The following is a 25,404-nucleotide window of genomic DNA, read 5'->3' as shown; positions in this document are numbered from 1 at the left end:
GTGTTCCGCTTCACGTCGCTGACCTCGCGGATTGTGTTCCTGCACATCGTGGCGGTCGCAGTCGCCGCGATCTTCTTGCCGCTGCTGCTGCTGTGGTTGCTGAATTCGGAGATCAACCAGCTGCATGGCGAAGCGATGCGCGATCAGGCCGCCGATCTCGGCCAGAACCTGGTGGTCGATTCCGCCGGCAAGGTACAGCTCAACCTGCCGGACAGCCTGAGGGGGCTCTATTCCGACGCCTACGGGCGCTATCGCTACGACATCTACGATGCGGACGACCATCTGCTGTTTTCGTCGCATCGCGGAGCGCCGCGACTGCCGGCCCTGGCCGACCGGATTTCCGGCTCCAGCGCCACCAAGCTCGTCGGCGGCCAGACGCTGCGCATCCAGGTCGCCGAGGACCTGTCGCATCGCGACGTGATCATCGATGACATCGTTTCCAACTTCTTCCGGCGGGTCGGCTGGATCACCATCCCGATCCTGTTGATCCTGCTGGCGACCGACATCCTGATCTTTCGCCGCGCCGTGATTCCGCTGCTACGGGCTTCGGAGGAGGCCAGGGCCATCGGACCGGCCAGGACCGACATTCGTCTGCCGACGGAGGGGATTCCGAGCGAGATCCTGCCGCTGGTGACCGCCGTCAACCAGGCCTTCGACCGTCTGGAGGACGGGTTTCACGTGCAGCGCCAGTTCACCGCCGATGCCGCGCATCAGCTGCGCACCCCGCTTGCGATCCTGAGGACCCGGATCGAGACGCTGGATGTAGCCAGGGGGACCAAGGAGCTGCATGCCGACATCGAGAGCATGAGCCGTATCGTCAGCCAGCTGCTCGAGATTGCCGAGCTCGATACGCTGGTGCTGGACCCCGGCGAAACCGCCGATCTCCGCGCCGTATGCGCCGAGGTGGTCGGCTCGATCGCGCCCTATGCGCTGGCGCAGCAAAAAGACATCGCGCTGCGCGGCACCGACGGTCCGGTGCGGGTCAAGGGCAATGCCGAGATGCTGCAGCGCGCGATCTTCAATCTGGCGGAAAACGCCATCAAGTACACGGCAGACGCGACCTCGGTCGATGTCGAGGTGCACGAGGACGGTTCGGTGCAGGTGCGCGACTGCGGGCCAGGGATCGCGCCGGCCGAGCAGGGCCTGGTGTTCCAGCGTTTCTGGCGCGGCGATCGCCAGCGCCAGCGCACGGACGGGGCGGGGCTCGGGCTCTCGATCGTCCGCGGCGTCGTCGACGATCACGACGCGACAATCAGGGTCGAAAACCTGCCGTCCGGCGGTACCCAGTTCACGCTGAACTTCCGCCTCGCCGAGGCGGAGCCGGCGACCGTCTGAGGGGCCCGGCCTGCGGCACCTGCCGCGCCGCGGGCCTGCCTGTCCTGTCTATTTCACCTTGCCGTCGGACAGGTCCATGATCATGCGCGTGGTCAAATACAGGCGCGGCACGATGCTGTTGATCTGCACATACTCGGCGTCGTTGGAGTGTGCGCCGAAACCCGAGAGGCCCATGCCTTCAACCACAGCTCCCTTGGTCTTGAGGGAGGCAAACGCAGCGTCGGTGCCGCCGCCCGTGGCCCGCTCGGCCACGTTCAGCGGCATGCCGAGTTCCTGATAGATCGACTTGCTCTGGCCGGCCACGCGGCGCGAGGCGTCGCTGGCTTCGAGCGGCGGGCGGCGCACCTCGAACTTCACGTCCACCTTGGAGTCGGGCAGCAGGCGGTTCTTGATCTTGTCCTGTAGCGCCTTCTCGAGCTCGTCGAAATCGGACACCTTCAGCGCGCGCGCATCAGCCTGGGCGGTGGCTTCGGCGGGGATCACGTTGCGGTTGGTGCCGGACTTCGAAACCGTCCAGTTCAGCTTCAGGCCCTGCTCGGGCTTCGACAGGTCCTTCATCTGCAGCACCTGGTGCGACAGCTCATAGAGCGCATTCACGCCGCCTTCAGGCCTGGCGCCCGCATGCGACGACTTGCCATGCACCGTGAGGTAGGCCGAGCCGATGCCGCTGGTGGCGAGGCGGAGCGTGCCGCTGGCGTCGCTGCCTTCGAACGAGAACACGGCATCCTGCTCAGCGGCGACGCGGGTGATGGTGCTGCGCCAGCCTGGCGACGAGATCTCCTCGTCGCCATTGATGAGCACCGTGAGCGTGCCGTAATCCTTGAAGTTCAGCTTCTGCAGCAGCGCCACGCTGTGGATGATGGTGGCGATGCCCTGCTTGTCGTCGGCGATGCCGAGGCCGTAAGCCTTGTCGCCATCGACGCGAAAGGGTTGGTCCTTCAGCATGCCCTTGAGATACACCGTGTCCATATGCGCGATCAGCATGATCTTCGCGCTGCCCGTGCCCTTGAAGACGGCCTGCACGGCGGGGCCTATCTTCTCCGGCGTATCGTCCAGCCGATAGATGTCGGTGGTCTGCAGGATGTCCACCGTGCCACCGAGTTCTTTGAGCTGGCCGGCGATGCGCGTGGCGATCTGGTTGAGGCCTTCGATGTCCTTGCTGCCGGACTCGATCTGCACGAGGTCGCGCAGGGTGTCGAGCAGCGGCTGCTGCTCCTGTTGCGCCAGTGCGCGAATGTCGGCCGCCGGCGCCGCATGCGCTGTGGCAGCGGCAAACGCCAGGCTGAGGGATGCCAGGCTGAGGGATGCGATGAGCGGGCGAACGAACGAGCGGGCGGGATGCGATTGGGGCATGGCGGCGGTCTGTGAGTTGGAGGGCGATCCGTATCCCGCGTCTTCACAGGACTCGACGCCGCCGTCAACGGTTCCAGCGTGCCCGGCTTCCGCCGGGGCACGCTGAAGAAGCTGACGCCGGCTACTGCTTCGGTTGCCCGAAATCGAGCGGCGGCAGCTCGATCTGCGGCACCTCGATCTTGACCTTGTTGAGGTCGACATCGAGCGGCTTGTCGAGCAGTCCGGTGACGACAACCGGGAACGCGATCACCAGCGCCACCATGATCGCCTGCAACCCGATCCAGGGCATTGCGCCCCAATAGATGTCGGAACTCTTCACTTCCTTCGGCGCCACGCCGCGCAGATAGAACAGCGCGAAGCCGAACGGCGGATGCAGGAACGAGGTCTGCATGTTGACGCAGAGCATGACGCCGAACCAGATCAGCGCGGCGTCGGGGCCGACCACCGGCGCCAGCACCTTCTGCGCGATCGGCGCGATCATCGGCAGGATGATGAAGGCGATCTCGAAGAAGTCGAGGAAGAACGCCAAGAAGAAGATGAACAGGTTGATGAAGATCAGGAAGCCCCAGACGCCGCCGGGCAGCGAGGTCAGATGGTGCTCGAGCCAGGTGCCGCCGGACACGCCGAGGAACACCACCGAGAAGCAGGTCGAACCGATCAGGATGAAGGTGACCATGCAGGTGATGCGCATGGTGGTCTCGTAGCCCTGCTTGATCAGGTCGCGCAGGTCCGGGATCTTGACGGCCTCGAGGCAGATCCAGACCACCGCGAGATAGGTGATGGCGAACGCGAGCTTGAAGAGCAGGTTCTCGGTGTAGAGCATCGCGATGATGGTGCCGATGCCGCCGGCGATCACACCGACGATGAGCATCTTGCGGCCGGTCGCGCTGAAATCCTTGTGGTGGATCGCGGCGAGCACGATGGCGCCGACCGCGCCCATCGCGCCGGCTTCCGTCGGGGTCGCAAGGCCCATCATCATGGTGCCGAGCACGACGAAGATCAGCACCGCGGAGGGGATGATGCCGAGCAGGCACTTCTTCCACAGCGCCCAGCCGGTCAGCGTGCGCGCTGTGATCGGCACCGCCGGCACATGGCTCGGCTTGAAGATGCCGAGCAGGAAGGTGTAGCCGGCGAACAGCAGGATCTGGAACACCGACGGACCCCAGGCGCCGAGATACATGTCGCCGACCGACTTGCCGAGCTGGTCGGCGAGCACGATCAGGACGAGAGAGGGAGGGACAAGTTGCGTGATGGTGCCGGAGGCCGCGAGCACGCCCGTGATGTAGCGGATGTTGTAGCCGTAGCGGATCATCACCGGCATCGAGATCAGCGCCATGGCGATCACCTGCGCCGCCACCGTGCCGGTGATGGCACCGAGGATGAAGCCGACGATGATCACAGAATAGCCGAGGCCGCCGCGGATCGGGCCGAACAGCTGGCCCATCGAATCCAGCATGTCCTCGGCGAGCCCGCATCTCTCCAATATCGCGCCCATGAAGGTGAAGAACGGGATCGCGAGCAAAAGCTCGTTGGACAGCACGCTGCCGAAGATGCGGCCCGGGATCGCCTGCAGGAAGTTGAGGTCGAAGAAGCCGAGATAGATCGAGAGAAACCCGAACGACAGGCCGACCGCGGCGAGCGTGAACGCCACCGGATAGCCGATCAGCATTGCAATGATCAGGCCGCCGAACATCAGTGGCGGCATCATCTCCAGCGTAATGGTCATTGCGTCGGCCTCTCGTACTTCGCGTCGATCGTTACATAGCCTTGCAGCGCGGCGATCCGCTTGATCACCTCGGAGACGCCCTGTAACGCAAGCATCACGAAGCCGGACGGGATAACGAACTTGATCGGCCAGCGCAGCAGGCCGCCGGCATTGCCGCTCATCTCGCCGACCGCATAGGCCTGGTGGAAGAACGGCCAGGACAGATAGGCGAGCAGCAGGCAGGCCGGGATCAGGAAGAACAATGTGCCGATCATGTCGAGCCAGAGCTGGCCGCGTTCGGACAGCATCAGATAGAGGATCTCGACGCGCACATGCTCGTTGCGCTTGAAGGTGTAGGAGGCGCCGAACATCACGAGGATCGCAAACATGTACCACTGCGCCTCGAGCCAGCCGTTCGAGGAGTAGCTGAACGCGTAGCGGATCATGGCATTGCCGGCGCTGACCAGGCAGGCGAGCAGGACGAGGAGGTTGCAGACGTATCCGATCTTCTCGTTGAGTCGGTCGATGGCCTGACTCAGTGCCAACAATGGGCGCATCACGATCTCCGCGGTCGCGCGATCTGCGCGCCGAATATATTCTCAAGCATCATCTGGCCGCCGCGCGCAGACGCACGGAGCCACGGCTCACCTTCAGGAGCAGTTGCAAGCGATCGTCCTCCCCCGAAATCCGCTTCCGCCGTTGTTGGCTGCTCTTGGCTGCCGGATCGCCGGCAGCAGCCGACTGGGGGCAGCGGCCTATCTGGCCGGGCTAGCGTGAAAGCCGGGGCACCAAATCAGCGCAGCGGAACGCCGTCAATCGGAAAATGGGCAAATTGACGGCACGACAAATCGTTGTCCCGCCTTGGTAATCGGGGGACGGCGCAGGCGTCGGCAGCGGGCTTTGAACTAGCCGCCGGTGACGCTCATGTGGCGGCTGACGCTCGGGCGGTTGTGGCGGCGGTCGATGATGAAATCGTGCCCCTTCGGCTTCAGCCCGATCGCCCGGTCGATGGCCGCCGACAGCAGATCGTTGTCGTCGGAGGCGCGCAGCGGCCGGCGCAGGTCCGAGGCGTCCTCGTGGCCGAGGCAGGTGTGCAGCGTGCCGGTGCAGGTGATCCGCACCCGGTTGCAGGATTCGCAGAAATTGTGGGTCATCGGCGTGATGAAGCCGAGCTTGCCGCCGGTCTCGGCGACCCGGACATAGCGGGCAGGGCCGCCGGTGTCGTCGGCAAGATCGGTCAGCGTGTAATGCTTCTCGAGCCGCGCGCGCAGCAGCGACAGCGGAACATACTGATCGATGCGGCCCTCGCCGATGTCGCCCATCGGCATCACCTCGATCAAGGTCAGGCCCATTCCCTTGCCATGCGCCCATTCCATCAGCGCGGGAATCTCGTCCTCGTTCATGTTCTTCAGCGCGACCGCGTTGATCTTGACCGCAAGCCCGGCCGATCGCGCCGCCTCGATGCCCCCCAGCACCTTCTCGATGTCGCCCCAGCGGGTGATGGCCCGGAATTTTACGGGGTCGAGCGTGTCGAGCGAGACGTTTACGCGGCGCACGCCGCAATCGGCCAACTCCTGCGCGAAGCGTGCCAGCTGCGAACCGTTGGTGGTCAGCGTCAATTCGTCGAGCGCGCCGGTCGAAAGATGGCGCGACAGCGAACGCACCAGGCCCATCACATTGCGGCGGACCAGCGGCTCGCCGCCGGTGAGGCGGATCTTGCGCACGCCCTTGGCAACGAAGGCCGAGCACAGGCGGTCGAGCTCTTCCAGGGTCAGCAGGTCGGCCTTGGGCAGGAAGGTCATGTCTTCCGACATGCAATACAAGCAGCGCAGGTCGCAGCGATCGGTGACGGACACCCGCAGGTAACGGATCGTCCGGCCGAACGGATCGGTCATCGGACGAAATAGCGAGTCGGAATGCGCCTGCGTGGATCCGTTCATTCAACCCGAGCCTTTAAGCCAAGCCTGCAAGGCGAGACCTTAACTCAAGACCTCAACTCAAGTCTTGAAATGTGTTCCCTACGTGCGGAGCCGAACTCGGCTCCAGGCCACAATCTATGCATGTTGGCGCGCCGTCACAATGCGTCCGTAGGGGTGATCCGCAACATGCAAAGCGGATCGCGCGCGATAGGTGAGACAGATCGCGCGATGCATGATCGCAATCGCCGATGTGTCTCCACGAAATACAAAAGCCCGGCTTTGGGCCGGGCTCTTGTGCAGTGCAATCTCGATCAGGCGCGCGCAGCGTTGCGGGTCAGCGCGTGGGCGCGGCGGCCGGCGGCGGTGCCGCGCTCGGAGCAGGGAACGCCGCGTCCGGAGCTGCGCCAGGAGCCGCAGCGGCAGCCGGTTTCGGCTTCTTCTTTTTCGGCCGCATCGCCTTATGCCCGCGCGGCGGCGGGCCGGCGGGTTGCAGCTCGGCGAACACCGGGCTCGGATCGAGCGTGGTCGTGGCCGGGCTCGTGATGTCGCCCGGTGTGCGGGTCACCGTCACCGGTACGGTCGCCGGTTGGAACTTCGGCATGTTGAAGGTGACGGTGAAGTTGGCCTCCGGCGCCGGGATCGACACCGAGCAGGGCGTCTTGCAACCCGGTCCGATCGAGGTCACGGCGTCGGCGCCTTGCGGGGCCGAATCCAGCTGCACTTGCATCGGCGGCGGTGCCGACTTGAACGAATCCAATGAGAACGACGAGCAGCCGGCCAGGCTCAGCCCGGCGGCCGCAATCACGATGATACGACGCATGATCCACACTCTACTGCGGCAATCAGCCACAATCCCCGGGCCGACCATAGGAGCGTCGGAACAGAGGTGCAACAGGTGGAGGTCTGTTCGTTAAAGGATGGTTAATGGAAAATTCGCATGGCAAAATATTGCCAAGTAATATCAATGTGTTGCGGAAATCTTATGCTGCGCCAAGGCTGGCGACGGCGTCCGGCAGATCGCGCATATGGCTGATCAGCCGGTCCGGCTTCAGCTTGGTCATTGGGACGTCGGTGTAGCCGAAATCGACGCCGATCACCGGGACGCTGGCGCGCCGGGCGACCCCGACATCGGGACCGGCATCGCCGACCATGATGGCGCCGGGCAGCCTTCCTCCGGCGCGGGCAACCGTCTCGCGCAGGAACGCCGGATCGGGCTTGGCGACGCCGAATGTGTCCTGGCCGCAGATCGCGGCAAAGCGCGCCGTCAAATCGAGCCGGTCGAGCAGCAGCTTCGACAGCCATTCCAGCTTGTTGGTGCAGACCGCAAAGCGATGGCCCTTGGCCTCCAGCCGATCGAGTGCGGCTTCGAGCCCGTCAAACGGGCGCGAGCCGTCGGTGATATGCTCGGCGTAATAGTCGATAAAATCCTTGGTCAGGCGATCGAGGTCCGCGAGGCTGACCATGCGTCCGTCTACCTCGAGCCCGCGCTCCAGCAGCTTGCGCGCGCCGGCGCCGATCATGTTGCGGGCGGCCGACAGCGGCACCGGCCGCAGACCTTCCCGGTCGAGCACATAATTCAGCGCGCTGATCAGGTCAGGCGCGGTGTCGACCAGCGTGCCGTCGAGATCGAACACGATGATGGAGGGAGAGGAGGCGGACATCACGCTTTTGGCTATCGGGCCGCGCGCCGCGATGCAAGAGTAGATGTCGGCGCGTCATGAAATTGGGGAGGCCGGGATGCGGGAACTCGCCGGAAAAGCAGCTTTTGTCACCGGTGCGGCCAGCGGAATTGGCCTCGCCATGGCAACCGCATTCGCCCGCGAGGGTATGAAGGTGATGCTCGCCGACATCGAAACCGGCGCGCTCGACAAGGCCGTCGATGCGCTGCGGGTCGGCGGCGCGGATGTCCATGGCGTGGTCTGCGACGTCGCCGATCCCTCAAGCGTCGATCGCGCGGCAGAGGCATCGTTCCGCGCCTTCGGCAACGTCCATGTCATCTGCAACAATGCCGGCGTCGCGGGTGGCGGCGGCATCGACCAGATCTCGGTCGATGATTGGCGCTGGGTGATCGACGTCAACCTGATGGGCGTCGTGCACGGCATCAGGAGCTTCCTGCCGCACATCCGCGCGCACGGCGAGGGCGGCCATATCGTCAACACGGCCTCGATGGCCGGGATGAATGCCGGGCTCGGCGTGAGCCCCTATTCGGCGACCAAATTCGCCGTCGTCAGCCTCTCCGAAGGGCTTTCGGCGCAACTCGCGCCGTTCGGGATCGGCGTCAGCGTGCTCTGTCCGAGCTATGTGCGGACCCGGATTGGCGAGAGCGGGCGCAACCGCCCCGAGCATTACGGACCGCCCCGCCAGCTAGCCCTGACAGCCCGGCAGCTGCGATCGTCGCCGAGATCGCGCGTCGCCTCGAGGCGGGTCTCGATCCGGCCGTGGTTGCGGCCCGCGTGGTGCGCGCGATTCACGACGACCAGCTCTATGTTTTCACCCATCCCGGGATGCGGGCCGAGGTCGAGGACCGCTTTGCGGCGATTTTGGCCGCGATGGATGCCGTTTCGGCCTAAAGACGTGCCCGGATGGCGCTATTCCTGCCCGTGAATCGAGGCTAGATATGCGCCCGCCGGGCCGCCCGATGGCGTGCCCGTAACGGACAACCGAGGGGCTATCGGCCGTGGACATGGACGCATTGAAACGCCAGGCGGCGGCGCGCGCGCTCGAAGAGGTGCGCGACGGCATGAAGCTCGGGCTCGGCACCGGGTCGACCGCCAAGCATTTCGTCGAGCTGCTCGGCGTGAAGGTCCGCGCCGGCATGAAGGTGATCGGCGTGCCGACCTCGGAGGCGACCCGCGCGGACGCGATCCGCTGCGGCGTCCCGCTGACCACGCTGGACGAGGTCGATCATCTCGACCTCACCGTCGACGGCGCCGACGAGATCGACCACGCGCTCAATCTGATCAAGGGCGGCGGCGGCGCGCTGCTGCGCGAGAAGATCGTGGCGGCTGCCAGTGATCGCATGATCGTGATCGCCGACGACAGCAAATGGGTCGAGGTGCTCGGCCGCTTTCCGCTGCCGGTCGAGGTGATCCCGTTCGGGCTCGCCGCGACCCAGGCCGCGATGGCGCGGGCGTTCGCAGAAGCCGGGGTGTCCGGCCAGATGATCGTCCGTAAGGGCAAGGACGGTCACGTTTTTGTCACCGATGGCGGCCACTGGATCGTCGATGCCCATCTCGGCCGGATCGGCGACCCGCCGCGTCTTGCCGGTTTGCTCAGCGTGATCCCGGGCGTGGTTGAACATGGTCTGTTCATCGGGCTTGGCAGCGTCGCCGTCCTGGCCGGCGCACAGGGAATTCGGGTTGTTGAACGGCGCTAACGCCGCAAGCAAGGAGACTTGGAATGAAGCGTTTTTCGGGACTTTTGTCGGCAGTGGCCCTGGCGGCTGGACTGGCGCTCGCGGCTGCGCCGGCCGTGGCGCAGCAGCAGCTGCCCCCCATGCCCAAGGTCAAGCAGTCGACCCCCGCGGCGATCGGGTACGCCAAGGAAATCCTGGCGATGAAGAACGTGGCGGTGATGTATTCCGGCGCCGTTCCCGGCATCATCGAGAAGACCAAGACCGGTCTGCTGCAGCAGTACCTGAACTACCAGAAGGATCTCGACGAGGTGGCGCTGGTCGTCGCCAAGCAGTTCGCGGGCAGCGAGAAGGAGATCGGCGACGGCATGGCTCAGATCTACGCCGCAGAGTTCACCGAGCAGGAGCTGAAGGACCTCGTGACGTTCTACAAGACCCCGCTCGGCCAGAAGCTTTTGACCGCTGAGCCCACGGCAATCAACGGATCGCTGCAATATATGCAGCAGTGGGCGCAGCAGTTTGGCGTGATCGTCAACGGCCAGTTCAAGGCCGAGATGAAGAAGCGCGGCAAGGACATCTAGACGGGCTGATCACCTCGCCCCGCTTGCGGGGAGAGGTCGGCACGGAGTGCCGGGTGAGGGGGACTCTCCGCGAGGCGGATTCGTGGAGGCGGCCCCTCACCCCAACCCTCCAAGAGCGAGCTTTGCTCGTCTTGACCCCGCAAGAGCGGGGCGAGGGAGAAAGAAGTGAGAGGTTGCCATGGCCGAGTTCGACGTCGACCTGTTTGTCATCGGTGGTGGTTCGGGCGGCGTTCGGGCCGCCCGCATCGCCGCCAACTATGGCGCGAAGGTCATGGTCGCCGAAGAGTACCGGATGGGCGGCACCTGCGTGATCCGCGGCTGCGTGCCCAAGAAGCTGTTCGTGATCGGCAGCCACGTCCACCAGGAGATCGAGGACGCGGCCGGCTTCGGCTGGAGCATCGGCCAGGTCTCGTTCGACTGGGCCACGCTCGTCGCCAACAAGGACAAGGAGATCGCCCGGCTCGAGGGCGCCTACACCAGCAATGTCGAGAAGTCGGGCGCCAGGATCGTCAAGACCCGTGCGGTGCTGGAGGATGCCCACACCGTTCGCCTGGCCACCGGCGAGAAGGTGACGGCGAAATACATCCTGATCGCCACCGGCGGCGCGCCCAATCACGGGCCGGCCGTTCCCGGCATCGAGCACGTGATCTCCTCCAACGAGGCGTTTCACCTGAAGGAGCTGCCGAAGCGGATCGTGATCCAGGGCGGCGGCTACATCGCGCTGGAATTCGCCGGCATCTTCGCCGGCTTCGGCTCCGACGTCACGGTGGTCTATCGCGGCGACAACGTCCTGCGCGGCTTCGACGAGGACGTCCGCAAGCATGTGCGCGCCGAGATGGAGAAGTGCGGCATCACCATCATCACCGGCTGCACCGTGACGAAGGTCGACAAGCACGGTCATGACTACACCACGCACCTGTCGAGCGGCTCGAGCATCGCCTCCGACCAGGTGATGTTCGCGATCGGCCGGCATCCCAACGTCGCCAATCTCGGGCTGGAGACCGCGGGCGTCGCCATCAATCCCGCCAATGGCGGCATCCAGGTCGACGGCTGGTCGAAGACCTCGGTCGACAACATCTACGCGGTCGGCGACGTTACCCACCGCACCAACCTGACCCCGGTCGCGATCCGCGAGGGCCACGCCTTCGCCGACACCGTGTTCGGCAAGCGCCCGGTGCAGGTCGACCACGCGACGATCCCGACCGCGGTGTTCTCGCAGCCGGAGGTCGGCACCGTCGGCCTCACCGAAGAAGAGGCGCGGGCGCAGTACAGCCACGTCGACATCTACAAGACCGATTTCCGCCCGATCAAGGCGACGATGTCCGGCCGAGACACCCGCGTGCTGATGAAGCTCGTGGTCGACGGCTCGAGCGACCGCGTGCTCGGCTGTCACATCGTCGGCGATGCCGCCGCCGAGATCACCCAAGCCGTTGCGATCGCCGTCAAGATGAAGGCGACCAAGGCCGACTTCGACGCCACGGTCGCGCTGCATCCGACCGCCTCCGAAGAGCTGGTGACGATGCGCACCCCGACCGCGCGCCACGTGCGCCAGGCGGCCGAGTAGGGCGGACGCGGCGCGCCGGGATGATGCGGCGCATCGCGGCTAAACATCCGGACATGCCCGGTCGGTCCGCGGGTCCGCGCAGCGACGCCGTCGCGTTCCCGCACGGGGGCAAGCCCTCCCTGACAGCCCAACGCCGCCCGCTTAAAATACATGCGAGCGGCGTTGTCTCTAGCCCCAGGAAGGTCACGGCAAAATCCTGATAATCTTACGTCTGCAGAAGCGCGCAAAGGTTTCATACCCCAGAAGGGGTAGGTTGCCTCCGCAAGACCGGCGGGCTGCCGGCCGCCGCGCTTGATGCTGGGGAATTGGGCACCCTTGTTGACATGCATATGCATCGGGTCTTTTCCCCTGGGGTCGCTCTTCGCGCGCTCAAATCAAATGCAGTTTCCGGCAAATGGCCTGCGCAACGGCGCCTGTGCACAGATGGTGCGATGGGCAGCGCGGCGATCTCGCGCGCCTTGGAACCTTGCGCTATGCTGGCAGTTCCACTCCAAACGGTTTGATGTCTCAAATTGAGGGAGCCGCCCATGACAGGCCCAACCGAGCAGGAGATTCGGACCCGCGCCTACGAATTGTGGAAGGATGCCGGCGAACCGCCGGGCCAGATGGATCAGCTCTGGTACAAGGCCGAACGGGAACTGCTGGCGCGCAAGGCCGCCAACGGCGAAACGCCGTGCGGAATGAACGGGCACAACGGGCCGACGACGTATCCGGAGAAGTTGAGGGGCGTGCATTGAGAGTATCGCGCGGCTGAGCTAACGAGCCCGGCAAGCTGGCCCGGACCCGGAGGCATCATGAGCGACGCGATCGACCTTTCGCAGAAACTATCGACGTTCTCCGATCACTGGTCGCCGCGCACCGTCGCGCAATTCAACGCCTGCGACGTGATGGTGGTGAAGGTGCAGGGCGAGTTCGTCTGGCACAAGCATGACGACACCGACGACTTCTTTCTCGTGCTGAAAGGCGTGCTCGACATCGAGCTGCGCGATCGCACGGTGACGTTGAAGGAGGGCCAGATGTTCATCGTGCCGAAAGGCGTCGAGCATCGTCCCGTCGCGCGGGAAGAGGTGCATCTGTTGCTGATCGAGCCGACGGGGACGCCGAACACGGGCGATGGGGCGACGGCTGCGGCGCGTAAGGTGGTATGAGGTCGGCGCACGCCGCTAGACTAGCGGGTTTCCTGTGCGCGTAAGCGCAAAATTCCCTAGCCCAATCAACGCGATCACCCCCGTCCAGTCCTCATGCGGAAAATATTCCGCTTGGCGTTTGACCCAACTCAGATGTTCAATTGGCCCGTCTCACCCGATCGAGGGGCGCTGCGCATCGTCAGGAGTGTTGCGGTGAGATGCGGTGGACGCTGCGCATGCGCGAGACGACATGCATGCGAGGCGGACGGCGAAATCGTGTGGTCCTGACGCCCTAGCGGCAGGTGTCTCGTCGCAGGATGCGCAAGCGTCTTGCGAAGGCGGTGACAAGAAAGCCCAGTCTCACCGGGGAGAGCACGTATAAGCCGTAACCCATCGCGCAGGGAAAGCCGGGATGTTTCCGGTTACACCTGTGGTCCGACCTCCGGTGCTTTTTGTTGCACCGGACCCATGGGTGCGATCGGCGCCCGGCTTTCCCTGCGCCCTCCGTTTGGAGAGAGCGCGAAACGAAGAGGAGAGCTCGGACAATTCAAGTCGCGAGAATGCGAAGCTGTGTCCACCGGCCACGCAACATACTCGGTGTCGTCCCTGCGAAAGCAGGGGACCCATAACCACCAACGCTGATTGGCGCGCGATGCTGGAACGACGAGCCCCTTTCACAACATCCGCCGCGGCGTATGGGTCCCTGCTTTCGCAGGGACGACAGCGGAGAATCTGGCCCTTACCCCTCCGCCTCGAGCCACTCCGCGGCGCCGCGCCACAGCGTGTCGCGGTGGTCGCTGCGGAAGAAGCCGAAATGGCCGATCGCTTTCGCGCCGGCGTCGGTGGGACTGATCGAGATGATCTCTGGCGTGATCGACGTGAACGCGGAGCACAACAGTTCGACCGCCGGCCGCGTCGCCCAGGTGTCGTCGGTGATGACAAGCGCGCGGAGCTTGCCCTTGAACTTCGGAAAATTTTCGCGCGCCGCGAGCGTGGCATCATCGAGCAGATAGCGCTCGCGCATCACCCAGCCTCGCCATTGCTCGAACACGCCCCGCGGCAGGTCCATGCCGAGACCGGCCCAGCCAGGCACATAGCCGAGCGTGCGCGCCAGCGGCAGGCCGATGCCGTTCATGAAGGCGACGACGCGGTAGCGCTCGGGCGAGGCCATCAGCTTCCAGGTGGCGGCCTGCGAGGCGACCAGCAGCGCGCGGGCAATTTCAGCGTTGTTGGCAAGGAGCCCGAGCGCCTGGCCGCCGAAGGAGTGGCCGACATAGGCGAAGGGGAGGTCGCGGTAGCGATAGCGCATCCAGCTCACGGCCGCGGTGGTGTCGAGCGCGGCCCAGTCGGCCATCGTGGCCTTGAAGCCGGCCAGCGACTTCGGCTTGTTGAGGCCGGTCGCCGCCATCGGCCTGCTCTCGCCGGTGCCGCGGTAGTCGTAGGTCAGCACCGCCGCGCCGCGGCGAGCGAGGTAGCCGGCAAAGCCGCGATAGACCTTGCGGGGCACGGCGGTCGCCGAGTTGATCAGGACGGCGTGGCGCTTCCTGCCGCGCGGCAGGAACAGCGTCGCGGCAAGCGGATAGCCGTCCGCGGCCGGCACGACGATGTCGTCGCTAAAAACGTCGTCCAGCGCCGCGGAGGCTGCGGCAATTTCCCGGGCATTCATGGTATGGTCCACCAAATGCGAATTCGTATTTTCCTGCAAGAGTTTGACGGGATTGCAGGAATCCTTCTAGCGGGGGATCGGGCGGCTGTGTATAAGCCCTCCTTTCCCGTCGATTAAGTCGCGGTTTTTGCTCAGGAGTTGACCTCATGTCCGAGCGGTGGACACCCGATAGCTGGCGCGCCAAGAAGGTGCTGCAGGTGCCCGATTATCCCGATGCCAAGGCATTGGCCGATGTCGAGGCGCAGCTTGCGACCTTTCCGCCGCTGGTGTTCGCGGGCGAGGCGCGCAACCTGAAGAAGGCGCTGGGGCGGGTCTGCGCCGGCGAAGCCTTCCTGCTGCAGGGCGGCGACTGCGCCGAGAGCTTTGCCGAGCACGGCGCCAACAATATCCGCGACTTCTTCCGCGTGCTGCTGCAGATGGCCGTGGTCATGACCTATGCCGGCGCGCTGCCGGTGGTGAAGGTCGGCCGCATTGCCGGGCAGTTCGCCAAACCGCGCTCGTCGCCGACCGAGAAGCAGGGCGATGTCGAGCTGCCGAGCTATCGCGGCGACATCGTCAACGACATCGCCTTCACGCCAGAGGCGCGGATTCCCGATCCGCAGCGCCAGCTGATGGCGTATCGCCAATCCGCGGCGACGCTGAACCTGCTGCGCGCGTTCGCGACCGGCGGCTTCGCCAATCTCGGCAGCGTGCATCAATGGATGCTCGGCTTCCTGAAGGATTCGCCGCAGTCCCGCCGCTACAAGGAGCTGGCCGACCGCATCTCGGACGCGCTGAACTTCATGCGTGCCTGCGGCCTCGATCTCGAGAGCCATCCGGAGCTCCGCGCCACCGATTTCTACACCAGCCACGAGGCGCTCTTGCTCGGCTACGAGCAGGCGATGACGCGGGTCGATTCCACCACCGGCGACTGGTACGCGACCTCCGGCCACATGATCTGGATCGGCGACCGCACCCGGCAGCTCGATCACGGCCATGTCGAATATTTCCGCGGCATCAAGAACCCGATCGGCCTGAAATGCGGTCCGTCCTTGAAGCCGGACGAACTGCTGAAGCTGATCGACGTGCTCAGCCCCGACAACGAGCCGGGTCGGCTGACACTGATCAACCGCTTCGGCGCCGACAAGGTCGGCGACCATCTGCCGGGCCTGATCCGCGCCGTGCAGCGGGAAGGCCGCAAGGTGGTGTGGTCGTGCGATCCGATGCACGGCAACACCATCACCTCGACCTCGGGCTACAAGACGCGGCCATTCGACCGCGTGCTGTCCGAGGTGAAGGCGTTCTTCCAGATCCATGCCGCCGAGGGCACCCATGCCGGCGGTGTCCATCTGGAGATGACCGGGCAGGACGTCACCGAGTGCATCGGCGGCGCCCGCGCCATCACCGATGAGGATCTCAACGACCGCTACCACACGGTCTGCGATCCCCGCCTCAACGCCGAACAGTCGATCGACATGGCCTTCCTGATCGCCGAGCTGCTGAAGCAGGAGCGCGCCGGCAAGGTCAAGCCGATGCCGGCCGCCGCCGGGTTGTGATTTGGGGGCCGTGACTTGAGGGCAGTGACTTGCTGAGGTTCTGGCGAGCCACCATCAACTCGCGCAACGGGCTGGCCTTCGCCATTCGCTCGGAGCAGGCGATTCGCGAGGAGGTGGTGGCACTGGTGCTGTCGGTGCCGCTGGCCTGGCTGGTCGGCGCCACCGTGATGCGCCGGGTCGAGCTGGTCGCAACCGTGGTGCTGGTGCTCGTGATCGAGCTGCTCAACACCGCGATCGAGAAGCTCGCCGACCGCCTGACCATGGATCACGATCCGCAGATCGGGCGGGTCAAGGACATGGGCTCGGCCGCCGTCGGCGTCGCGCTTGTCATGGCCGGGCTGTTCTGGCTGTTCGCCCTCGCTGAGCGCATGGGGGCGTTCTGATCCGAGCAAGATCCGGAAAAGTGGAGACCGGTTTTCCAATCAGATCATGCTCAAAACAAGAGAACGACGGTCATGGTGCGATTTCTGCAATCGCACCATGACCGGAGGACCATTGAAGTTTGCTCTTGTGCGGGACAACATAAAGCTATGAGCGAACAACAGATCAAGATCACCCTGGCGCAACTCAATCCGACGGTCGGTGACGTCACCGGCAACGCCGCGAAAGCGCGCGCCGCGCGCGACAAGGCGAAGGCCGACGGCGCCGACCTCGTGGTGCTGTCGGAGCTGTTCATCGCCGGCTATCCGCCGGAGGATCTGGTGCTCAAGCCGGCATTCCAGGCGGCCTGCCGCGCCGCGATCGAGGAACTGGCGCGCGAGACCAAAGATGGCGGCCCGGCGATGCTGATCGGCACGCCCTGGGTCGAGGACGGCAAGCTCTACAATGCCTGCGCGCTGCTCGACGGCGGACGCATCGCAGCGCTCCGCTTCAAGGCCAATCTGCCGAATTACGGCGTGTTCGACGAGAAGCGGCTGTTCGCGCGCGGCCCGGCATCGGGCCCGGTGACGGTGCGCGGCGTGCGCATCGGCGTGCCGATCTGCGAGGACATCTGGCTCGAGGAATCCGAGGACTACGAAAACGTCGTCGAGTGCCTGGCCGAGACCGGCGCGGAAATCCTGATCGTGCCGAACGGCTCGCCCTATGCCCGCGACAAGACCGATCTCCGGCTGTCGATCGTGGTCGCGCGCGTCACCGAGAGCGGGCTGCCGCTGATCTATCTCAACGAGATGGGCGGCCAGGACGAGCTGATCTTCGACGGCGCCTCGTTTGCGCTCAATGCCGATCTCTCCGTCGCAGCACAGCTTCCGGCGTTCGAGGAGAACATCACGACGCTGACCTGGCGCAAGACCGCGGATGGCTGGCGCTGCAACGGGCCGATCACGGCCCAGCTCGAAGGCGACAAGGCCGATTACGCGGCCTGCGTGCTCGGCCTGCGCGACTACGTTCGCAAGAACGGTTTTCCCGGCGTGCTGCTCGGCGTCTCCGGCGGCATCGATTCGGCGCTGTGCGCGGCGATCGCGGTCGACGCGCTCGGCGCCGACAAGGTGCGCGGCGTGATGCTGCCGTTCCGCTACACCGCGCAGGTCTCGCTCGACGATGCCGCCAAGCTCGCCGCCGCGCTCGGCATCCGCTACGAGATCCTTCCGATCGCCGACGCCGTCAACGGGTTCGAGACAATTCTCGCGCCGGTGTTCAAAGGGCTGGAGCGCGACATCACCGAGGAAAACTTGCAGGCGCGCGCCCGCGGCACGCTCCTGATGGCGATCTCCAACAAGACCGGCGCCATGGTGGTGACGACGGGCAACAAGTCGGAAATGTCGGTCGGCTACGCTACGCTGTATGGCGACATGAACGGCGGCTTCAACCCGATCAAGGACATCTACAAGACCGAGGTGTTCCGCCTGTCAAACCTGCGCAATGAATGGAAGCCGGACGGCGCTCTTGGGCCGTCGGGCGAGGTGATCCCGGTCAATATCATCATCCGGCCGCCGACCGCTGAGTTGCGCGAGAACCAGACCGACCAGGATTCGCTGCCGCCCTATGAGGTGCTGGATGCGATCCTCGAGCGGCTGGTGGAGCGCGAGGAGCCGCTTGCGACCATCATCGCAGCCGGCTTCGACCGCGATGTGGTGGCCCGCGTCGATCGCCTGCTCAATATCGCCGAATACAAGCGGCGGCAGGCCGCACCGGGGGTGAAGGTGACGCGGAAGAATTTCGGCCGCGACCGCCGCTATCCCATCACCAACCGCTTCCGCGATTTCGGCAAGGCACTGCCGGAGCCCGACGAGAAGCTGGTGACGCGCACCTCGCGGGCATCGGCGGAAGCGTTCGAGCGGTGAGCGTTACTGCTTTTTCGGGATGAAGGTCGGGCCGACCGTGCGGATCTGGCCGTCGCTCGCGGGCGCGGCCGGCGCCGTGGCGTCAGCGGCGGCAGGCTGCTGCGGTTGAGCCGCCGCTGCGGGCGCGCCCTTCTTGCCGGCGGCAGCCTTGGTCTGCGCGCGCTGCTGCATCTTCCGCGCGCTCTCCTCGGTGACGATGATGTCGCCCTGCTGCGCGGCGGACGCCTGGTCGTCGACCGCCTTCAGCGCCTCCGCCCAGCTCTGGCCGGCCGGCTTGCAGGAGCAGGACGGATTGAACTCGGTGCGGTACTTGAAGGCGTTCGGCAGCGACGAGTAGGGCTGGCCGCTGATCGAGACCGCTTGGTTGATGTCCTCGCCGGGATTGCGGTAGGCGAACAGGCTGGCCTCCGCGGCCGGGCACTGCGCCTTGCAGATTTGTTCGTCGGCGGCAAAGCGCGCCTGCGAGGTCGCGAACGAGATCGGGAAGTAGGCGCCGTCGCAGGTGCGGACGCAGACGGTGCGGAAGGTGCCGGACTGCCCGCCATATTGCGGGTCAGGCGGGGGAAGCGGTTCGTTGGGATTGCCGCCACCACCGCCGCCGCCGAACAGGTTCTCGAGGAAGTTGCCGGGGCCGCGCGCGGCCGCCGCGTATTGCGGGCCGCAATTGTTCTGCGCCAGCGCGGTCAGCACCGAGCGGCGCTGGTTCTCGCGGTCGGCGCCGCCGAGCCCGCCGGTGCGCAGCCGCTCGAGATTTGCGGTTATCTGGTCGAGATTGGCGCGCATCTGCTGGATCTGGTTGTTGACCGGTCCGCACTGCGCCGAGTTGTTGTTGAAGAGCGAAAGGAATCCGGAACTGTCGCAGCCCATGCGCCGGGCCTGCGCGGTCACGCGATCCAGCTCGCCCTGTTGCCGGGTGGCCGCGTCCTGATAGCGACGGATCTGCTCGTCCTTGGCCGGATCGCCGCCGCCGCGATCGATCGCGGCCAGCTGGCCCTCCAGCCGCGCGCACATCGGATTGGCCTGCGCGCCCTGGGGCGCCGGGCCGGCCGGGCCCGGAGGCACCTGCGCGAGGGCATGCGTGGCGGGTAGGGCGATGCCGGCCAGCACGGCGCAAGCCAAGAACCAACGGGAGAAGCGAGAACGGGAGCTATGGGGCATATCCGGCCATTAAAACGACGCCGCGCGGCGATCAACGCCAAAGCGCGCGGCCAAGACTACGTGCCAAGACCACCTGCAAAGGCCGCCTGCAATAGCCGTTTCTCGCGGCAGCGTCACGTCGTTTCCGGGGCGCCGGTGTGGCAATAACCCCGGTTGTCCAGCGGCTTGGCTCAGCGCTGGCAGGTGATGGCGACGTATTCGCCGCAGCCATTGCCGGTGCAGGTCTCGCCCGCGGCGTGCGGAACCGCGCCGGTGATCTCGTCGGGATCGACGCGGCGGTAACTGGTGGCCTGCGCAAAATCGCGTGACCGGCAGTAGGCGCGGGCGGCGGACGCACCGCAGCGATCGCCGTGGGCGAGGCACTGATCGATGCCGTATCCGTCGGCCTGGTTCGCGACGATGAAAACGCGGCTGTCGGCCAAGGCGACCGAGGAGGCAAGGACGGAAGGGACAACGAGGAACGTGCAGGCAATCAATGCTGAAATGGGCCGCATGGTGCACCGGTGAAAATGGCGGGGAATCCGCTGGCCCTCCCGTACGCCCAAATCCTTAATAATGATTAACCATGAGGACATTGGCGTGATTTTGGCGCGAGGCGGGGTACAAAGCGCCTGAACGCAAGCCCCTTGACGCGATAATGGGGCCGTGAGACATGGTGGAACCATGAACGGCCACCTCGCCATCTGCAGCATTTGCCGCGAGATTATGAGCTAGCGATTCGCTGGCTGAGGCCGTCTTTTCTCAATCCCCTGAGAATCACTGGACGCCCGGCCGCAAGGGACGGTGATCCATGGAATTGCGCCTTTACGACACGTTGACCCGGGAGAAGCGGCCCTTCGTGCCGCTCGATGCCGACAATGTCCGCATGTATGCCTGCGGACCGACGGTCTATGACTTCGCCCATATTGGCAACGGCCGTGCGGCCATTGTCTTCGACGTGTTGTTCCGCGTGCTGCGCCATCGCTATGGCGCGGATCACGTCACCTATGTCCGCAACATCACCGACGTCGACGACAAGATCAACGTGCGCGCCGCGCGCGACTATCCCGGCGTGCCGCTGAACGAGGCGATCCGCAAGGTCACGGAGCAGACCTATCAGCAGTATCAGGACGACGTCACGGCGCTGGGCTGCTTAGCCCCGACCGTGCAGCCGCGCGCGACAGAGCACATCCCGGAGATGCGCGCCATCATCGAGAAGCTGGTCGACGGCGGTTTTGCCTATGTCGCCGAGGATCACGTGCTGTTCTCGCCGCAGGCGATGAACGCGGCCAACTCCACGCTGCCGCGTTACGGCGCGCTGTCGAAGCGTTCGCTCGACGAGATGATCGCGGGCGCCCGCGTCGATGTCGCGCCTTACAAGCGCGACAACACCGACTTTGTGCTGTGGAAGCCGTCGAAGCCGGGCGAGCCGTCCTGGCCGTCGCCGGCAGGCATCGTGGTGGAGGGGCGGCCCGGCTGGCACATCGAGTGCTCGGCGATGGCCTGGAAGCATCTCGGTGAGAAGTTCGACATCCATGGCGGCGGCATCGACCTGGTGTTCCCGCACCATGAGAACGAGCTCGCGCAGACCTGTTGCGCGTTCCACTCCGACCGCATGGCCAATGTTTGGATGCACAACGGCTTCCTGCAGATCGAAAGCGAGAAGATGTCGAAGTCGTTAGGCAACTTCTTCACGATCCGCGATCTGCTGGCCGATTGGCCCGGCGAGGTACTGCGCCTCAGCATGTTGAGAACGCATTACCGGTCGCCGCTCGACTGGACCGAGAAGGCCACCGAAGAGGCCGCGAAGACGCTTGACGACTGGTATGCCGTCGCGGCCGACGCCGAGCCCGGCGCGCCCTCGCCGGCGATGGTCGAGGCGCTCTACGACGACCTCAACACGGCACAGGCGATGGCGGTGCTGCACGGCCTGCGCAGTGCGGCATCGAGCAGCGAAGCGAGCCGCAAGGAGCTTGCCGGTTCGCTGCGGCTGCTCGGCTTCCTCGCCGAGAGCGCGGCGTCGTGGAAGGGCCGCAAGGAGCAGGCCAGCGGCGTCGATGCTGCCGCAGTCGAGGCACTGATCGCCGAGCGCACCTCGGCGCGTGCGAGGAAGGACTTCAAGGAGTCCGACCGGATCCGCGATCAGCTCGCCGCGATGGGTGTCGCGATCAAGGACGGCAAGGATGCCGAAGGAAAGCCGATCACGGCCTGGGAGGTTGCGCGATGAGCCGATCCGCACCCGCATTGCGTCCCTATCTGCCCGACGATGCGCCGCTGCTGGCGGCGATCTTCGCGGCGTCGATCACGGATCTGACTGGCGACGATTACAGCGAGGCGCAGCAGGAAGCCTGGGCGATGGCCGCCGACGATGAGGAAGCGTTCGGCAAGCGGCTCGCCGGGCAGCTCACGCTGATCGCGACATTACAGGGCGCGCCGGTCGGCTTCGCCTCGCTGAAGGGGGCCGATCACATCGACATGCTCTATGTGCATCCGAGCGCGGTCGGGCAGGGTGCAGGCAGCGCGCTGTGCGATGCGCTGGAGAGGATTGCGAGCGCCCGCGGCACCAAGGCCCTGAAGGTCGATGCCAGCGACACCGCGCTCGAATTCTTCCGCAAGCGTGGCTACGTAGCGCAGCAGCGCAATACGGTCACCATCAACGACGAATGGCTCGCCAACACCACGATGCAGAAGGCGCTCGACGGCGTTGCCGTGCCCGGAGGCCACGCATGAGCCGCGAGCGCCTCTATCTGTTCGACACCACGCTGCGCGACGGTGCGCAGACCAACGGCGTCGACTTCACGCTGCAGGACAAGCGGTCGATCGCCGGCATGCTCGACGCGCTCGGCATCGACTATGTCGAGGGCGGCTATCCCGGCGCCAATCCGACCGACACCGAGTTCTTCAGCAAGAAGCCTGCGTTCGACCACGCGCGCTTCACCGCGTTCGGCATGACGCGGCGGCCGGGCCGTTCGGCGTCGAACGATCCCGGGCTCGCCGGTATCCTCGAGGCCAAGGCGGACGCGATCTGCTTCGTGGCAAAATCCTCGGCCTACCAGGTCCGGGTCGCGCTCGAGACCACCAACGAGGAGAACCTCGCCTCGATCCGCGACAGCGTCGCGGCCGCCAAGGCGCTCGGCCGCGAGGTGATGGTCGACTGCGAGCATTTCTTCGAAGGCTACAACGAGAACCGCGACTACGCACTCGCCTGCGCCACGGCCGCCTATGATGCCGGCGCGCGCTGGGTGGTGCTGTGCGACACCAATGGCGGCACCATGCCGCACGAGATCGAGACCATCGTCGGCGATGTCGTCAAGCAGGTGCCCGGCGCCCATCTCGGCATCCATGCCCATAACGACACCGAGCAGGCGGTGGCCAATTCGCTCGCCGCGGTGCGCGCCGGCGCACGGCAGATCCAGGGCACGCTCAACGGCCTTGGCGAGCGCTGCGGCAACGCCAATCTCTGCTCGCTGATCCCGACCTTGAAGCTGAAGCAGGAGTTTGCCGACAAGTTCGAGATCGGCGTCACCGCGGAGAAGATGGCGACGCTGACGAAGGTGTCGCGCACGCTCGACGACATGCTCAACCGCGCGCCCAACCGCCATGCCGCTTATGTCGGCGAGAGCGCCTTCGTCACCAAGACCGGCATCCATGCCTCCGCTGTCATGAAGGATCCGCAGACCTATGAGCACGTGCTGCCGGAATCCGTCGGCAACCACCGGAAGGTGCTGGTCTCGGATCAGGCCGGCCGCTCCAATGTGATGGCCGAGCTCGACCGCGCCGGCATCGTCTATGACAAGGGCGATCCGCGGCTGACGCGCCTGGTCGAGGAGCTGAAGGAGCGCGAGGCCGCGGGATTTGCCTATGAATCGGCGAACGCCTCGTTCGACCTGTTGGCGCGCCGCACGCTCGGCAAGGTGCCGGAATATTTCAAGGTCGAGCAGTTCGACGTCAATGTCGAGCAGCGCTATAACGCCAACGGCCAGCGCGTCACGGTGGCGCTCGCGGTGGTGAAGGTCGACGTCGACGGCGAGCGGCTGATCTCGGCCGCCGAAGGCAACGGTCCGGTCAACGCGCTCGACGTGGCGCTGCGCAAGGATCTCGGCAAGTACCAGAAATACATCGATGGCCTGAAGCTGATCGACTACCGCGTGCGTATCCTCAATGGCGGCACCGAGGCGGTCACGCGCGTGCTGATCGAAAGCGAGGACGAGACCGGCGAGAGCTGGACCACGGTCGGCGTCTCGCCCAACATCATCGACGCCTCGTTCCAGGCGCTGATGGATTCGGTGTTCTACAAGCTGGTGAAGTCGGGCGCGCAGGCGTGAGGTTTGCGCGCAAGTGGTACCGCAATCGTCATTGCGAGGAGCGATAGCGACGAAGCAATCCATGTCTCAGCTTGCGGCGCGATGGATTGCTTCGCTTCGCTCGCAATGACGGGAAGGAGGGCACATGATCGACCACGTCTCCGTCGGCGTCCGCGATCTCGAGCGCGCCGCGCGGTTCTATGAGCCGACGCTGGCCGCGCTCGGCCTGAACCGTCTCGTCACGCGACCGGCGACGATCGGCTTCGGCAAGGCCTATCCGGAATTCTGGATCAATCTGCGCGCCACGATGGCGCAGGTCGCGCATGAGAGCGGCACGCATATCTGCCTGCGGGCGAAAACCACCGCCGAGGTCGATGCCTTCCATGCCGCCGCGCTGGCGTCAGGCGGCCTCTCCGATGGTCCCCCGGGCCTGCGCCCGCACGATCGCGTGCGTTACTACGCCGCCTTCGTCCTCGATCCCGACGGCAACCGCATCGAGGCCGTGACGTTTCCGAGCGAGTGATTTGGGCTAGGAAGAGCATTCATCTCAAACCGCCATCCCCGCGCAAAGGCTCCGCCTTTGTCGCTAGAGGTGCGAGCCTTGCGGCGCAATTGCGCCGCTGGGCGAGCCTCGAAGGATGGACGGCCACCAGCCGGGCCGTGCATACTTCGAGACGCGCGTTCCGCGCTCCTCAGCATGACGGTGATGGAGCTGAAGGCGTGGTGAACGCTTACAGCCGCCGCGCCACTTCGGGCGCGAGCTCCTTCGCGGCCGCCGGCTTGCCCGCCACGGCGGAACGCAGCCGCGGCAGAATCTCGTCGACGCGGTCGGCCATCAGCACGTTGATCGGAAGCGTCGCGCGGATGAACTCGGTCGTGCGCATGTGGCTCAGCAGCGAGAGCAGGGGTTCCCAGAAGTTGTCGATGTTGGCGAGCAGGATCGGCTTGGAGTGACGGCCGAGCTGCTGCCAGGTCAATTGCTCGACCAACTCCTCCAGCGTGCCGATGCCGCCGGGCAGCGCGACGAACGCATCCGAACGCTCGAACATCAGCCGCTTGCGTTCATGCATGTCGGGGGTGACGATCATCTCCTGAACCGAGGTCAGCGCATTCTCGCGCGCCCGGAGGAATTCCGGAATGATGCCGGTAACGGAGCCGCCATGATCGAGGGTGGATTTCGCGACCGCGCCCATCAGGCCGATCGAGCCGCCGCCGTAGACCAGGCGCACGTTGTTTTCGGCAAAGGCCTTGCCGAGCGCGACGGCAGCTTCAACGAAACGGGGATTGTTACCGGGGCCGGAGCCGCAATAAACACAGACAGTCTTGATTTGGTTCATACGATCCTTGTGGCACTGCAGCGTAAACAGGGTCAAGACTCGCATATGGGCATTGAGAGCCAAAATATCCCGTAAATTGCCGCGAATCGCGAACAATTTTCGTCATAAGCCTGTACGCCACGTTGAAACGATCTATATGACGGGCACAATGGCAAATCGTGGAAAAGATGTGGCCGCGGACCACCGCGCCATGACGGCAAGAGCGGG

At 65.3% G+C, this 25,404-nt stretch carries 24 protein-coding genes; 14 read left to right on the top strand and 10 right to left on the bottom strand.

The genetic code is table 11. The annotated features are described in order from the left end of the window. Positions 1-1,335, top strand: coding sequence for a sensor histidine kinase (locus ACVW1C_RS04425; RefSeq protein ID WP_456757339.1), 1,335 nt, complete (start codon positions 1-3; stop codon positions 1,333-1,335). 48 nt (positions 1,336-1,383) lie between these two features. Here ACVW1C_RS04425 and ACVW1C_RS04420 read toward each other — a convergent pair whose 3' ends face one another. From ACVW1C_RS04420 to ACVW1C_RS04395, 6 genes are all read right to left on the bottom strand, one after another. Then, entirely contained in the window at positions 1,384-2,688 is a 1,305-nt protein-coding gene (locus tag ACVW1C_RS04420; protein WP_456757338.1) for a M20/M25/M40 family metallo-hydrolase, read from the bottom strand. Between the two features lie 121 nt (positions 2,689-2,809). Next, entirely contained in the window at positions 2,810-4,414 is a 1,605-nt protein-coding gene (locus ACVW1C_RS04415; protein WP_456757337.1) for a TRAP transporter large permease, read from the bottom strand. Beyond that, entirely contained in the window at positions 4,411-4,950 is a 540-nt protein-coding gene (locus ACVW1C_RS04410) for a TRAP transporter small permease subunit (protein ID WP_456757336.1), read from the bottom strand. The genes ACVW1C_RS04415 and ACVW1C_RS04410 overlap by 4 nt, the downstream gene beginning before the upstream one ends. 348 nt (positions 4,951-5,298) lie before the next feature. Beyond that, on the bottom strand, positions 5,299-6,333 hold the full coding sequence (gene moaA / locus ACVW1C_RS04405) for a GTP 3',8-cyclase MoaA (protein WP_456757335.1): 1,035 nt from the start codon (positions 6,331-6,333) through the stop codon (positions 5,299-5,301). Positions 6,334-6,646: 313 nt separating this feature from the next. Continuing rightward, positions 6,647-7,132 (bottom strand): hypothetical protein, encoded by a 486-nt coding sequence (locus ACVW1C_RS04400; RefSeq protein WP_456757334.1) that lies wholly within the window; start codon positions 7,130-7,132, stop codon positions 6,647-6,649. Positions 7,133-7,292: 160 nt separating this feature from the next. After that, entirely contained in the window at positions 7,293-7,973 is a 681-nt protein-coding gene (locus tag ACVW1C_RS04395; protein WP_456757333.1) for an HAD hydrolase-like protein, read from the bottom strand. Positions 7,974-8,049: 76 nt separating this feature from the next. On the opposite strand from ACVW1C_RS04395, the gene ACVW1C_RS04390 reads away from it, so the two are divergent. The 6 genes from ACVW1C_RS04390 to ACVW1C_RS04365 all read left to right on the top strand — a co-directional run bounded on the left by ACVW1C_RS04390 (position 8,050) and on the right by ACVW1C_RS04365 (position 12,957). Beyond that, positions 8,050-8,916 carry an SDR family NAD(P)-dependent oxidoreductase gene (locus ACVW1C_RS04390; RefSeq protein WP_456757332.1) on the top strand — a complete coding sequence of 289 codons (867 nt, stop codon included), beginning with the start codon at positions 8,050-8,052 and terminating at the stop codon, positions 8,914-8,916. Positions 8,917-8,989: 73 nt separating this feature from the next. Continuing rightward, positions 8,990-9,688, top strand: coding sequence for a ribose-5-phosphate isomerase RpiA (gene rpiA, locus ACVW1C_RS04385; RefSeq protein ID WP_456757331.1), 699 nt, complete (start codon positions 8,990-8,992; stop codon positions 9,686-9,688). 23 nt (positions 9,689-9,711) lie between these two features. After that, the gene (locus tag ACVW1C_RS04380) at positions 9,712-10,245 is read left to right on the top strand and encodes a DUF2059 domain-containing protein (RefSeq protein ID WP_456757330.1); all 534 of its coding nucleotides are present in this window, start codon (positions 9,712-9,714) and stop codon (positions 10,243-10,245) included. A 178-nt stretch (positions 10,246-10,423) separates the two neighbouring features. Further along, entirely contained in the window at positions 10,424-11,809 is a 1,386-nt protein-coding gene (gor, locus tag ACVW1C_RS04375) for a glutathione-disulfide reductase (protein ID WP_456757329.1), read from the top strand. Positions 11,810-12,336: 527 nt separating this feature from the next. Beyond that, positions 12,337-12,546: a DUF2934 domain-containing protein gene (locus ACVW1C_RS04370; protein ID WP_456723644.1), complete on the top strand. Its 210-nt coding sequence runs from the start codon at positions 12,337-12,339 to the stop codon at positions 12,544-12,546. Between the two features lie 57 nt (positions 12,547-12,603). After that, positions 12,604-12,957, top strand: a complete 354-nt coding sequence (locus ACVW1C_RS04365) for a cupin domain-containing protein (protein WP_456757328.1) — start codon at positions 12,604-12,606, stop codon at positions 12,955-12,957. Positions 12,958-13,675: 718 nt separating this feature from the next. On the opposite strand, the gene ACVW1C_RS04360 is transcribed toward ACVW1C_RS04365, so the two are convergent. Further along, positions 13,676-14,602 carry an alpha/beta hydrolase family protein gene (locus tag ACVW1C_RS04360; protein ID WP_456757327.1) on the bottom strand — a complete coding sequence of 309 codons (927 nt, stop codon included), beginning with the start codon at positions 14,600-14,602 and terminating at the stop codon, positions 13,676-13,678. 146 nt (positions 14,603-14,748) lie between these two features. Between ACVW1C_RS04360 and ACVW1C_RS04355 the strand changes: the two genes are divergently transcribed. The 3 genes from ACVW1C_RS04355 to ACVW1C_RS04345 all read left to right on the top strand — a co-directional run bounded on the left by ACVW1C_RS04355 (position 14,749) and on the right by ACVW1C_RS04345 (position 18,419). Further along, positions 14,749-16,137 (top strand): class II 3-deoxy-7-phosphoheptulonate synthase, encoded by a 1,389-nt coding sequence (locus tag ACVW1C_RS04355; protein WP_173642176.1) that lies wholly within the window; start codon positions 14,749-14,751, stop codon positions 16,135-16,137. 29 nt (positions 16,138-16,166) lie between these two features. Further along, positions 16,167-16,520, top strand: coding sequence for a diacylglycerol kinase (locus ACVW1C_RS04350; RefSeq protein WP_092127200.1), 354 nt, complete (start codon positions 16,167-16,169; stop codon positions 16,518-16,520). Positions 16,521-16,667: 147 nt separating this feature from the next. Continuing rightward, complete coding sequence (locus ACVW1C_RS04345) at positions 16,668-18,419, top strand: NAD+ synthase (protein ID WP_456757326.1); 1,752 nt, start codon at positions 16,668-16,670, stop codon at positions 18,417-18,419. Between the two features lie 3 nt (positions 18,420-18,422). Here the strand turns inward: ACVW1C_RS04345 and ACVW1C_RS04340 are convergent, their stop codons facing one another. Together ACVW1C_RS04340 and ACVW1C_RS04335 are read right to left on the bottom strand one after the other, a co-directional pair. Beyond that, positions 18,423-19,577, bottom strand: a complete 1,155-nt coding sequence (locus tag ACVW1C_RS04340; protein ID WP_456757325.1) for a DUF2865 domain-containing protein — start codon at positions 19,575-19,577, stop codon at positions 18,423-18,425. 170 nt (positions 19,578-19,747) lie between these two features. Further along, entirely contained in the window at positions 19,748-20,071 is a 324-nt protein-coding gene (locus tag ACVW1C_RS04335) for a hypothetical protein (protein WP_456762994.1), read from the bottom strand. Positions 20,072-20,367: 296 nt separating this feature from the next. On the opposite strand from ACVW1C_RS04335, the gene cysS reads away from it, so the two are divergent. The 4 genes from cysS (at position 20,368) to ACVW1C_RS04315 (ending at position 24,383) form a co-directional block, all read left to right on the top strand. Then, complete coding sequence (gene cysS, locus ACVW1C_RS04330; RefSeq protein WP_456757324.1) at positions 20,368-21,783, top strand: cysteine--tRNA ligase; 1,416 nt, start codon at positions 20,368-20,370, stop codon at positions 21,781-21,783. After that, positions 21,780-22,286 (top strand): GNAT family N-acetyltransferase, encoded by a 507-nt coding sequence (locus tag ACVW1C_RS04325; protein WP_456757323.1) that lies wholly within the window; start codon positions 21,780-21,782, stop codon positions 22,284-22,286. Before cysS ends, ACVW1C_RS04325 begins: the two co-directional genes overlap by 4 nt. Further along, complete coding sequence (gene cimA, locus ACVW1C_RS04320; protein WP_456757322.1) at positions 22,283-23,881, top strand: citramalate synthase; 1,599 nt, start codon at positions 22,283-22,285, stop codon at positions 23,879-23,881. Before ACVW1C_RS04325 ends, cimA begins: the two co-directional genes overlap by 4 nt. A 124-nt stretch (positions 23,882-24,005) precedes the next feature. Next, positions 24,006-24,383 carry a VOC family protein gene (locus ACVW1C_RS04315; protein ID WP_456757321.1) on the top strand — a complete coding sequence of 126 codons (378 nt, stop codon included), beginning with the start codon at positions 24,006-24,008 and terminating at the stop codon, positions 24,381-24,383. Between the two features lie 208 nt (positions 24,384-24,591). Here the strand turns inward: ACVW1C_RS04315 and ACVW1C_RS04310 are convergent, their stop codons facing one another. Continuing rightward, a complete protein-coding gene (locus tag ACVW1C_RS04310; protein ID WP_456757320.1) occupies positions 24,592-25,197 on the bottom strand; it encodes an LOG family protein in 606 nt (201 codons plus the stop codon). Between the last annotated feature and the right edge of the window lie 207 nt (positions 25,198-25,404).

This window comes from Bradyrhizobium sp. USDA 4011, from assembly GCF_054063415.1.
The sequence above is the reverse complement of the archived record's forward strand: the minus strand, read 5'-3'. Positions and strand labels throughout refer to the sequence as shown.